Source organism: Halomonas sp. 7T, assembly GCF_025643255.1.
In the GTDB taxonomy this organism is placed as follows: domain Bacteria; phylum Pseudomonadota; class Gammaproteobacteria; order Pseudomonadales; family Halomonadaceae; genus Vreelandella.
Genome location: NZ_CP087112.1, coordinates 2,208,419 through 2,219,410, shown reverse-complemented (window position 1 = coordinate 2,219,410; position 10,992 = coordinate 2,208,419). Strand labels below are relative to the sequence as shown.

At 55.7% G+C, this 10,992-nt stretch carries 10 protein-coding genes; 6 read left to right on the top strand and 4 right to left on the bottom strand.

Going from position 1 to position 10,992, the window contains the following annotated elements; genetic code table 11:
• The first annotated feature begins 65 nt into the window (after positions 1 to 65).
• Together LOS15_RS10370 and LOS15_RS10365 are read left to right on the top strand one after the other, a co-directional pair.
• Positions 66 to 1,664: an alkaline phosphatase gene (locus tag LOS15_RS10370; RefSeq protein ID WP_263065754.1), complete on the top strand. Its 1,599-nt coding sequence runs from the start codon at positions 66 to 68 to the stop codon at positions 1,662 to 1,664.
• Positions 1,661 to 3,070 carry a mannose-1-phosphate guanylyltransferase/mannose-6-phosphate isomerase gene (locus LOS15_RS10365; RefSeq protein WP_263065752.1) on the top strand — a complete coding sequence of 470 codons (1,410 nt, stop codon included), beginning with the start codon at positions 1,661 to 1,663 and terminating at the stop codon, positions 3,068 to 3,070. The genes LOS15_RS10370 and LOS15_RS10365 overlap by 4 nt, the downstream gene beginning before the upstream one ends.
• Positions 3,071 to 3,105: 35 nt before the next feature.
• Here LOS15_RS10365 and LOS15_RS10360 read toward each other — a convergent pair whose 3' ends face one another.
• From LOS15_RS10360 to LOS15_RS10345, 4 genes are all read right to left on the bottom strand, one after another.
• Complete coding sequence (locus LOS15_RS10360) at positions 3,106 to 3,456, bottom strand: DUF4870 family protein (protein ID WP_263065751.1); 351 nt, start codon at positions 3,454 to 3,456, stop codon at positions 3,106 to 3,108.
• A 12-nt stretch (positions 3,457 to 3,468) separates the two neighbouring features.
• Entirely contained in the window at positions 3,469 to 4,404 is a 936-nt protein-coding gene (locus LOS15_RS10355) for a lysophospholipid acyltransferase family protein (RefSeq protein WP_263065750.1), read from the bottom strand.
• 3 nt (positions 4,405 to 4,407) lie between these two features.
• Positions 4,408 to 4,824, bottom strand: coding sequence for a DUF4870 family protein (locus LOS15_RS10350; protein ID WP_263065748.1), 417 nt, complete (start codon positions 4,822 to 4,824; stop codon positions 4,408 to 4,410).
• 96 nt (positions 4,825 to 4,920) lie between these two features.
• On the bottom strand, positions 4,921 to 5,325 hold the full coding sequence (locus tag LOS15_RS10345; protein WP_263065747.1) for a VOC family protein: 405 nt from the start codon (positions 5,323 to 5,325) through the stop codon (positions 4,921 to 4,923).
• Positions 5,326 to 5,364: 39 nt separating this feature from the next.
• Between LOS15_RS10345 and LOS15_RS10340 the strand changes: the two genes are divergently transcribed.
• The 4 genes from LOS15_RS10340 to LOS15_RS10325 all read left to right on the top strand — a co-directional run bounded on the left by LOS15_RS10340 (position 5,365) and on the right by LOS15_RS10325 (position 10,984).
• Entirely contained in the window at positions 5,365 to 6,003 is a 639-nt protein-coding gene (locus LOS15_RS10340; protein ID WP_263065746.1) for a class I SAM-dependent methyltransferase, read from the top strand.
• A 136-nt stretch (positions 6,004 to 6,139) separates the two neighbouring features.
• Positions 6,140 to 7,516, top strand: coding sequence for an MFS transporter (locus LOS15_RS10335; RefSeq protein ID WP_263065744.1), 1,377 nt, complete (start codon positions 6,140 to 6,142; stop codon positions 7,514 to 7,516).
• Positions 7,517 to 7,635: 119 nt separating this feature from the next.
• Entirely contained in the window at positions 7,636 to 9,426 is a 1,791-nt protein-coding gene (locus tag LOS15_RS10330) for an acyl-CoA dehydrogenase (RefSeq protein ID WP_263065743.1), read from the top strand.
• Between the two features lie 184 nt (positions 9,427 to 9,610).
• Positions 9,611 to 10,984 (top strand): solute carrier family 23 protein, encoded by a 1,374-nt coding sequence (locus tag LOS15_RS10325; RefSeq protein ID WP_263065742.1) that lies wholly within the window; start codon positions 9,611 to 9,613, stop codon positions 10,982 to 10,984.
• Positions 10,985 to 10,992: the final 8 nt, after the last annotated feature.

Sequence of the window (10,992 nt, the reverse complement as noted above, 5' to 3'; positions counted from 1 at the left end):
GTTAACTACGATGCCTTGTCGTGGTAGTTGCGTAGTCATCATTATCCCGGGCGGCAGAGGTGCCCATGCTTCGTTTTTTATTCACGGCTCTTGCTCTTAACTGCCTGCTGGTAGTGCCATTATGGTGGCGCTTTGGTGACATCGGCTCGCCACTCATTGCTTGGGAAGCATGGGTAGTCGCGGCAGGCATACAGCTCGTTCCGCCAGGCCTTGTGCGCCGCTGGCTCGTCGTTGTGGTTATTGCTTGGCTGGCATTGGTCATCGCCGCGAACCTTGGCGATGCCGCCACTCACACGGCTTTTGGCCGCTCGCTGAACCTTTACTTAGATTTACCCCTGGTGCGTTCGGTTTATCACCTGCTTGTAGGTAATGTAGGCCAACTAATGGCGGTTTTCCTGATGCTACTGGGGGGTATGCTGGTGCTGGGCACCCTATGGGGCCTTGTCTGGTTACTACTACCCAAGCGTTACTTAACGCTAAAGCAGCCGCAGGGTACGGTGGTTGCACTGCTGCTGGGAGTGGCGCTGCTCTTCGCCGTACTCGAAGCAAATGGCCACCGGTTAGTGCCTAAGTCCACGCTACCTGCTGTTAACACCACGCGTTTTCAGTGGGAGCAGGTCGTCGTTACTCACCAGGCACGGCAGGCATTTACCGAGCAGCTAGAGAACTCACCCATTGAGACTCAGCCGCTACCCGGTCTTGAAGGGCGGAATGTGCTTTTAACATTCATCGAGTCTTACGGTGTCTCGGCGATTGATAACACCCGCTACAGTGAACAGATTTTGCTGACGCTCGCGGAGATGGAGCAGCGGCTGGCAGACCAAAACCTTCAAGTTGTTTCAGGGCTGCTAGAGGCGCCTATCCGTGGGGGGCAGTCGTGGCTCGCTCACGCCACAGCACTTAGCGGCCGCTGGATTGATAACCAGCTTTGGTATCGGTTAATGCTAGAGAGCGGCCACTCCACGATGATTGATGATTTTCGTGCGACCGGGCAGCGCACGCTAACTGTGATGCCCGCCATTACGCTGGCATGGCCTGAAGGGGTGGCCTACGGTTTTGACGAAATAGCCGCGGCAAAGGATATTCCCTATGCGGGGCCACCGCTTCACTGGGTGACCATGCCAGATCAATTTACCCTCGACTACACCCAGCGCCATTTGCTGGGCGATAGCCCGGTGTTTGCTCAGTTAGCGTTGATCTCTAGTCACGCACCTTGGACGCCTATTCTGCCGGTGCTGGAAAACTGGTCGATGATAGGGGATGGGCAGATTTTTGCCCCTTGGGAGCATGCCGGTGATCCACCTGACGTGCTATGGCGAGATATAGAGCGCATTCGTGACCATTATGCTTGGTCGGTAGACTATTCTGTAAACGTGACTGGCCGCTGGGCTGAGCGAGTGGTGGATGATAATACGCTGTTAATAGTGCTTGGTGACCATCAGGCGGCACCGCTAATCACCGGTGACAGTGCCAGCGCTGCGGTACCCGTGCATATGATTAGTGGCGACCCAGCGCTTTTAGCGCCGTTTCGTGAGCGTGGGTTTATCGATGGGACTCTGCCAGCGCTGGGGAATGCCGAAAATGCTTCAAGAATGAGCCAACTGCGTCATTGGCTGCAGGCAGATTTTGGCCCTTCGGCTTCACAGACAAGGATGACACCATGATTCAGCCGGTAATTCTCAGCGGTGGCAGCGGTACGCGGCTGTGGCCACTCTCACGGGAGCAGATGCCTAAACAGTTCCTGCGCTTAACCTCCTCGCAGAGCTTACTGCAGCAAACGTTGGCGCGTTTGGAGGGCTTGAAAGCGGCGCCAGCTATTTTAATGGGCCACCATGCCCACCGATTTTTAATGGCCGAACAGCTTCGGGAAAGCGGCTGTGCTGGCTCTCTGGTGCTAGAGCCTGAAGGACGCAATACCGCACCGGCCATCGCGTGCGCTGCATTAATTGCCCGCCAAGGGGGAGACGACCCGCTACTGCTGGTGCTTCCCGCTGACCATGTCATCGGTGATCTGACAGCCTTTCAAGCCAGTGTTAACGCTGCAGTGCCCCTTGCTGAGGGGGGCCATCTGGTAACGTTTGGCGTTGTGCCTACTTACCCGGAAACGGGCTATGGCTATATTGCCTGCGGCAGCCCGTTAGGCGAGGGGCATCGGGTAGCGTCGTTTATTGAAAAGCCCAGCGCTGAACGAGCGCAGGCGCTGTTAGCGCAAGGCAACACGTTGTGGAATAGCGGTATGTTTTTACTGCGAGCGGGAAGCTACCTTGCCGAGCTAAAAGCCTTCCAGCCCGACATGTTAAGCGCCTGTGAGGCAGCGGTTGCTGAAGCGCACCGGGATCTGGATTTTTTACGTTTAGGGGAAGAGGCGTTTCGTCGTTGTCCGGCGGACTCGATTGACTACGCGGTTATGGAGCAGAGTCAGCAAGCGGCGGTGGTATCACTAGACGCGCAGTGGAGTGATATTGGTAGCTTTGATGCGCTATGGGCGGCGCAGCCTTCAGATGCGGCAGGCAACGTTGTGCAGGGCGATGGTGTGCTGCGTGATACCCATCGCTCACTGGTGATTGCCGAGCACCGCTTAGTGACAACCCTTGGCGTAGACGATTTAGTCGTCATTGAAACCCCAGATAGCGTGCTGGTCGCGCACCGTGAGTATGCCCAGCAGGTGAAGCACTTAGTGGCAACGCTTACCGAGGCGGGGCGCAGTGAGGTGCATACGGCAGCGCAGGTGCATCGCCCGTGGGGAAGCTTTCAAGCGATGGACAGCGGCGAGCGTTATCAGGTAAAGCATATAACGGTTAAGCCGGGCGGGCGTCTGTCGTTACAGCGTCATCACCACCGCGCCGAGCACTGGGTGGTGGTGAGCGGCACGGCGCAAGTCACGGTTAATGAAAAAACCTTCTTAGTCAGTGAGAACCAGTCCACGTACATTCCAATTGGTGTGCCGCATCGCTTGGAAAACCTAGGCAAAATTCCTCTAGAACTGATCGAAGTGCAGTCGGGCAGCTACCTAGGCGAAGATGATATTGAGCGTTTGGACGACGTGTATGCCCGACACAGCGATGAATAGAGTGACCTAACGTGTGGCGCGCTGTCTCTTATCTCTTACCAGAGCCAGCTGCCAGGGCGTGCGGGTGGCTCGCCTTTGCGCACCGCTAGCCAGCCAAGTATGCAGCGCACCACTAGCCATATCGCCAGAAGAGGCCACAGCAGAGCACCTACTACGGTTATGCTCAACGTGAACGTAATAATAAAATAGAGGCAACCCATCCAGAAGGTGCGAATGAGATAGCGGTAGTGGGGCTGAAGCCAAGAAGGAGCTTCTTTTCGGTAAACGTACGCCACAATGACACCAATCAGCAGCGTGATATTGGCCGTTACCAACCCCGCTAAATAGAGGGCGTAAATAATTTGTGGCGGCCGCGTGTCTTCGTTGGGGGTATTACGCTGGATCATAAATTACCTTGTTCAGTAGAGCCGGAAATCGTTCGCGTTGGGTAGCCCCTGCTGCTCTTCGACTACCTTGCGGTAGCGCTTATACTCCCACTGGTACTGAGCCGGCTCCAGGGCAATCGAGGCTTCTACACTGGCATTGACGCCGGTGGCAGAGGCGATGTCGTCGTCGCTATACACACGTTCATCGGCATCCAGAAAATGAATTTCAAACCCTTTACCCGGTATCCGAAGCGCCACCCCTGTCACAACCCGCGCTTGGGTGCGGGCCACAAGCTTGGGTAGCAGCGTAGCGGTGTAAGCGTTGCGCCCAAAAAAGGGCGCAAACACACCGCTTCCCCAGGCAGGCTCTTGGTCGGGCAGAATGCCAATGGCCTCGCTGCGTTTAAGGGCCTTAAGTAGCGCGGCGACCCCCCGCGGGTTGGTTGGCACCAAACGTGCGCCCATACGTTCACGTCCATGGCGGGTAATGGGCTCTAAATCGGTCATTTTGGGCGGTTCGTACATGGCGGTAAAAGGGAAATGGCTAGATAGCCAGAAGTTCAGCACTTCCCAATTGCCAAAGTGAGGGGCTAATACAATCACACCGCGGCCTTCCGCCCGGGCGCTGTCCAGTTTGTCGCGGCCATGCACGGCGAGAATGCTGGCATCCACTTTTTCGGGCGCGGCCATCCAGGCGTGACCAAGCTCCAGCATGGTGGCAGCAGAGTGTTTTAAACTCTGCCGGGCGAGTGCTTTGCGCTCGCTTGAGGTAGCGTTTGGATATACCACCTCAAGATTAATATCGGTGACTTGCCGCTCTCGTTTGCTAAAGCGATACACTTGGGGGCCGAGCAGAGTGGCGCAGCACCATAGCCTGGCCAGTGGCCAGGAGGCGAGTGACTGCCACAGCCAAGCGATAGCACTGGCTTGGGAAAAGCGTTTGCGTGCGGAAGGGGCGTCTTGGGTCATACCTTAAATCAGCCAGCTGTCCACGTTAGACGGCGCACGCTTCTCCTGAAGACCTTTAAAGCCTTTAACGCAGCGCACAATAAACCAGACCGCTAATGCTAACAGCAGTGGAAAGCCCACCAATACAAGGGTAAGAAGTGTGGCTATGCTGGCGTAGAGTAAGCCGATCCAAAAAGTGCGCACCTGGTAACGGTAATGTTCGTCCAGCCAAACGGGCCCTTTGCCTTTATATACATAGGCAATAATCACGCCGATAATCGATGTAAAGCCCACCACAAAGCTGGCTAAGTAGAGCGCGTAAATCACCATGGCCATGGTAGTGTCGGGCGGCGATGATGGCGCTTTCTCTGGCTGCTCTGAATGTGGGTCGTTATTTATGACTTCACCTTCAATTGGCGCCTCATTGGCGTTATCGCGCATGACGGTTCCTTATCTACTCTTCATTATCGGCTATCAACAAACGCCTGAGCGCGCTGTTTGAGCCCACTATGATAGCGCGGTCAGTCGGGAACCGCATTAATAGGCATTAGCTTGCTGGTCGCGGGATGAAGGGCGACAAATTTCCAGCAGGTTGCCATCCGGGTCGCGCAGGTAAATGGACTCAATGGGGCCATTGGCGCCTTGACGTGCCACCGGGCCTAGCTCCACATCGACCGCTAGCGCGTCCAAGTGGTCTTTAAACTCATCAAGCGGTAGCTGACAGCGTAAGCATAAGTCGAGACTCCCTGGCGTAGGGGTAGCGGATACAGGGGCGATATCCGTGTCCGTTTGGTGTAGCCGCAGGGCGGTATCGCCGAGCATTAAATCTACCCGCTGGGCATCCCGGTAACGGACATCTAGCCCCAGTACACGGGAGTAAAAATCGACTGCGCGACCTATATCGGTCACCGTCACCACCAGATGATCTAAACCTGTGAGCATGCCACTTTCCTTAATCCAAACGTAAAACAAGAGAATACGATGATGCGACGTTGCCCGCTATGCACTTCACCTGAACCAGCGCTTTATCACCAGGACCACCGTCGTGACTACTATCAGTGTGCCACGTGTGCGCTAGTGTTTGTGCCCTTTGAGCAGCATGTGAGCCCAGCGGAAGAGAAAGCCGAGTACGATCAGCATCAGAATTCGCCGCATGATACGGGATATCGACGCTTCTTAGGGCGTTTATTTGATCCAATGCGTGCCAAGCTTAGCGCCGGGGCGTCGGGGTTGGATTTTGGCTCAGGCCCTGGCCCGACGCTGTCTTTGATGTTTGAAGAGACCGGGCATGCCATGGCGATTTACGATATTTACTACGCTCCCGACGAGGAAGTGTTACATCGCACCTATGACTTTATTACCGCCACCGAAGTCGTGGAGCATCTTGCCGCGCCTGGCGAGGTACTTTCGCAGCTGGTCGCAAAGTTGAAGCCGGGCGGCTATCTTGGGCTGATGACCAAGCGTGTGACTAGCCAGGAGGCGTTTGGTCGCTGGCACTATATTAACGACCCTACCCATGTGAGCTTTTTTAGTGATGCCACCTTTCGCTGGTGGGCCAGCGAGCAGGGTTTGGCAGTGGAATTTCCTGGTAATGACACGGTAATTCTCACAAAACACTAAGATGCTTAATTTGAGTATGAAAAAGCGTTGACTTTGTGACAATGCAAGCAATAATTGCGCGCCCGTTTTCTTGCCTGCCAGGTGTGATAGGCGTGTAAGCGGTGACACATTAACTATCTGGCAAGGTGAGGTACGCATGTCGCGGCAACTGCTGGCCATGGCGCTGGCGCCCCTATTAGGGCTTTTTATTCTTGGGATTGGCAACGGTTTTCTTGCCACCTTAATTACCGTGCGGTTGGACGCTGCGGGTGAATCTGCCACGGTCATCGGGGTTGTCTCTTCTGCTTACTTCATCGGCTTGGCGCTGGGGGCGATGTTTAATGACCGTCTGCTGCTGCGCATTGGCCATATTCGCGCTTACGGCAGTTTTGCATCGCTAGTAGCGGTCACCGTACTGTTACAAGGGCTGTTTTTTGATCCCTGGGCCTGGTTTGTTCTGCGTTTGATAGGCGGTTGGGCGACGGTGGGCGTGTACTTAGTCATTGAAAGCTGGCTGCTTACCTCGGGCGAACAAAAAGTGCGTGGCCGCCTGCTGGCAATGTATATGATCTCGCTTTACGCCGCGGGCGTATTAGGCCAGCTGTTGCTGGGGGTGACGAGCGCCATGGGCGATACGGCTCCGTTTATGGTGATTGGCTTATTAGCCTCATTATCAGTACTGCCGATGGCGATGATTCCGCGCGTTTCGCCGATTATAGAGCATGCCGAACCGTTGCCACCGCTCCGGCTGATTACCATGACCCCCACCGGCGTGATGGGAAGCTTGGGCTCGGGGATGGTCGTTGCGGCGGCGTATACGCTGTTGCCGCTTTACCTGCAGCGCAACGGCATGAGTGTTCATCAAGTCGGCCAAATGATGGCCGTGGTGATCTTGGGCGCTATGCTCCTGCAGTACCCGATTGGCCGCTGGTCGGATCGCCACGACCGCCAGATGGTGCTGATCGGTATTAGCGCGTTTTGCGTGGTGATTTCAGCGGCCATGCTGTGGCTACCGCTTTCTACGCCGCTGTTGGCGGCGCTGCTGTTTTTGCTGGGGGGTGGGGTGTTTGCGCTTTACCCGGTAGCGGTTAGCCACGCGGCTGACCGTGCACCAGCGGGGGCGCTAGTGCGTATGAGCCAGGGACTTTTGTTGATCAACTCCATCGGCGCCACGATCAGCCCGCTGATGATCTCTCCGGTGATGACGGCCATGGGCGATGCCGGACTGTTTTGGGCCTTTGGTTCGCTTAGCCTGTTTTTTGTGCTGTTTTTCAGCTGGCGGCGCAGCGTTCGTCCTGCCCCCGTGCCGGTGGCGCCGTTTACCGCCACAACGCCGATGTCCAGTGCAGGGGCCGAGCTGGTGGTGACAGAAGAGCTTGTGCAGGGCGCGCTTGAACATGAGCATTTAGAAGACCTGTCTGACGTTGTCCCAGAGGTCGACGTGGCCGAGCCCGTCGTAGGACCCCCTGCCGAAGATGCAGTGCATATTACCTACTATGACGACGTGGAGCAGATGAGTAGCGTCAGTAAATAGCGATTATTATTTGCCAAGGTGAGACCTTGGGCTAATGGCGTGATAAAAGTAGTGAAACTACTATCTTGTGTAGTGTTTTTGCTAATCGCCGATTATCACGTTTTGCCTGAGGTTTTGCCATGAATTATTATGCCGCGCCGGTACGCGATCTACGCTTCGTACTGGAAGAGATGTTGGCGCACCGTTCACTAACGCTGCCGGGCTTTGAAGAAGCTTCTCCGGACCTTGTGGAAGCTGTGCTGGAAGAGGCGGCAAAACTGGCAGGCGACGTGTGGGGGCCGCTCAATAGCGTTGGCGACCAGCAGGGCGCTAAACGTCATGTCGATGGCAGTGTCACAACGCCAGAAGGATTCGCTTCGGCCTACCAAGCCTACGTTGAGGGCGGTTGGAACGGCATTGGTGTTTCTGAAGCGTTAGGTGGTCAAAACCTGCCTGAAGTAGTGGCGAGCGCCGTGCAGGAAATGCTTCACGGAGCCAATATGGCGCTGGGGCTTTGTCCAATGCTCACCGCAGGGGCTATCGAGGCGTTAGCCCACCATGGCAACGATGCGCTGAAAACCACCTATCTCCCTAAGTTAGTGGAAGGTACCTGGACGGGTACCATGAACCTCACCGAACCCCAAGCGGGGTCAGACCTTTCCAAAGTCCGCACCAAAGCGGTTCCTGAAGGCGAGCATTACCGTATCAGCGGTCAGAAAATCTATATCACCTGGGGTGAGCACGACGCCGCTGACAATATTATCCATCTGGTATTAGCCCGTAAGCCCGACGCGCCGGAAGGCAATAAAGGCATCTCTCTCTTCTTAGTGCCTAAATTCCTAGTGAATGAAGATGGCTCCTTGGGTGAGCAAAATGATGTTACTTGCGCCTCCATCGAGCACAAGCTGGGCATTCATGGCTCGCCTACCTGCACCCTCAGCTTCGGCGAAAAGGGCGGTGCCATCGGCTATTTGGTGGGCGAAGAGGGGCGCGGGCTTAATCATATGTTCACGATGATGAACGAAGCGCGCCATAAGGTGGGGATTCAAGGTATTGGCGTGGCCGAACGGGCCTGCCAGCACGCCTTTGCCTATGCCCAAGACCGCACCCAGGGGCGCTCGCCCAAGGCTCGCGGTGGCAATGAGTGTGCCATTAGCGACCACTTAGATGTGCGCCGGATGCTGCTCTCTATGCGCGCTCGCACCGATGCCCTACGCGCATTGGCGCTTTACTGCGCGGGCCAACTTGACCTTGCTCGCCATAGTGAAAGCGAAGCCGAGCGCCAATCCGCTCAGGCGTGTGCCGATGTACTAATCCCTATCGTAAAAAGTTTTTCGACCGACCAAGCCGTGGATATCGCCTCGATGGGTGTACAGGTGCACGGCGGCATGGGCTATGTGGAAGAAACCGGCGCTGCTCAGCTTCTGCGCGATGCGCGAATTGCACCTATTTACGAAGGCACTAACGGTATTCAGGCGCTGGATTTAGCCGGACGTAAGCTGCAACGCGACAGCGGTGCCGCCCTTTCAGCGCTGATCAACGAAGTAAATCAAACCGCTGAAGCACTGCGTGGTGATCCTTCACTTGCGGCGCTGGGTAACGCGCTTGCTACCGGCGCTGAAGACCTGCGTGCCGCTATGGTGAGCGTGCTGGAACAGGGTAGCGACCCAGAGAATGGCCCTGATGCCGTACAAGCCTATGCCACTCCCTTCCTGAACCTTGCTGGCCACGTGCTGTGTGCCTGGCAAATGGGGCAAGCAGCGCTGAAAGCGACAAAAGCGATGAGCGATGGTAGTGATGAGCCGTTCTACACCGCCAAACTGTGCAGCGCGAATTTTGCTATTACACAGTGGCTGCCGGTGGGTCGCGCCCAACGCGCCATCATTGAATCTGGCATGCAGTGCCTGAGTGATTTTGACGTGACTGCGTAGCCTTGCTGGGCAGCGCGACTGCCCCATCTAACTGCCTATCCGCCGACCCTTAAAGGTCGGCGGCTTACGTTAATTAATAATAAAACGGGCGTTTTAAAACGCGCCTGCGGGGGTAGCTGTGCCAGTAAACCGCACGCTCCTGCAAATCAACAGTGAACAATGATTAAAAACTAAGGAGCATTTCATGCAGTTAAAGCACCGCCAGCACGGCGAAGAGCAGCCCTACTGGCCTGCAGGCCCCTTTAAAGTGCGCCTGCCGTTTATTCATTACCGCTGGGAAATGGCGGAGATGATTCAGGGGCTGATTATGTTTGTGGTCAGCCTAGCCATGATTCCCCTTCTAGAGCAGTACCTGGGCCTTCCCTACGATGTAGCACTCGCCTTTGTGGTGGTATGTGGCGTTGGCTTTATGCTCCCCGCCCTATTGGGAGTGCCCATGGTACCGGGATGGATTACCCCAGCGGTGCCGGTGGTACTGGTTTTTTTAGGGGATTTTGAACCCGGCCCTGAGGCGATCCAGGCGCTGTTCGCGCTGCAGTTTCTGGTTTTCTTAATTTTTTTCATACTGGGGGTAACGGGGCTAGGACGTAAGCTGGTGCACTTGGTGCCTAACTCTCTGCAGGCGGGGATCATCATCGGCGCGGGTATTGCCGCTATTACGGGGGAAATACAGCAGGGCGGCCGCTTGGCTGAAACCCCCGTTTCGCTAATTGCCGGTATGTTAATCGCGATCTTTATGCTGTTTTCTGTGGCCTTTAAGCGCTGGGTACAAGATCACGCGATCATGCGCAAAATTGCCAACTACGGCATGGTGCCGGGAATGATCGCCGCTATTTTAATTGCCTGGGCAATTGGGGAGTATCCGCGCCCGACCATCGAGTGGGGGATTACCCAACCAAATTTCACCGAAATGTGGAGCTACCTGCCGTTCGTCGTGGGGTTTCCCAGTATTGACGTGTTCATGCTGGCCGTGCCTACCGCCGTTATTGCCTACGTCATCGCGTTTGGTGACATCGTGGTCGGGCGCACGCTGATGTCCCGCGTCGACCATATTCGCAGCGATGAAAAAATCGATTACAGCACCGACCGTATCCACCATGTCACGGCCATTCGTAATGGCCTGCACGCCTTCTTTGCACCCTACCCAGGGTTAGCAGGTCCCATTTGGACGGCGGTGACCGCTACCATGGCCGAGCGTTACAAAAATGGCCGCAATGCCATGGAGTCTATTTATAGCGGCGGTGGCACTTTCTGGATTACCGGTTTTATGGCGCTCTTCACCCTGCCGCTGGTCAGTATGTTTCAGCCGGTACTGCCTATCGCCCTTTCGCTTACCCTGCTGCTTACGGGCTATATTTGCCTAATGGTGGGCATCGAACAGACCAAAACCACCGCAGAGCGCGGAGTGGCGGGCACCATGGCGGTTGTGCTGGCGGTTTATGGTGCAGGCTGGGGATTAGCTGCTGGCGTTGTGCTGTATATGCTCGTACAAAAGCAAAACCTGTTTGGGCGTGAGCCTGGGCCTGAGAAAGAAACGGACGAGCAAGAACAGCGCTAAATTATAAA

Excerpts from the sequence above, each read along its gene's own strand:
- LOS15_RS10360 (WP_263065751.1), bottom strand. The coding sequence starts at position 3,456 with ATGATCCAGCGTAATACCCCCAACGAAGACACGCGGCCGCCACAAATT.
- LOS15_RS10350 (WP_263065748.1), bottom strand. The coding sequence starts at position 4,824 with ATGCGCGATAACGCCAATGAGGCGCCAATTGAAGGTGAAGTCATAAAT.
- LOS15_RS10330 (WP_263065743.1), top strand. The coding sequence starts at position 7,636 with ATGAATTATTATGCCGCGCCGGTACGCGATCTACGCTTCGTACTGGAA.
- LOS15_RS10370 (WP_263065754.1), top strand. The coding sequence starts at position 66 with ATGCTTCGTTTTTTATTCACGGCTCTTGCTCTTAACTGCCTGCTGGTA.
- LOS15_RS10345 (WP_263065747.1), bottom strand. The coding sequence starts at position 5,325 with ATGCTCACAGGTTTAGATCATCTGGTGGTGACGGTGACCGATATAGGT.
- LOS15_RS10365 (WP_263065752.1), top strand. The coding sequence starts at position 1,661 with ATGATTCAGCCGGTAATTCTCAGCGGTGGCAGCGGTACGCGGCTGTGG.
- LOS15_RS10340 (WP_263065746.1), top strand. The coding sequence starts at position 5,365 with ATGATGCGACGTTGCCCGCTATGCACTTCACCTGAACCAGCGCTTTAT.
- LOS15_RS10355 (WP_263065750.1), bottom strand. The coding sequence starts at position 4,404 with ATGACCCAAGACGCCCCTTCCGCACGCAAACGCTTTTCCCAAGCCAGT.
- LOS15_RS10325 (WP_263065742.1), top strand. The coding sequence starts at position 9,611 with ATGCAGTTAAAGCACCGCCAGCACGGCGAAGAGCAGCCCTACTGGCCT.
- LOS15_RS10335 (WP_263065744.1), top strand. The coding sequence starts at position 6,140 with ATGTCGCGGCAACTGCTGGCCATGGCGCTGGCGCCCCTATTAGGGCTT.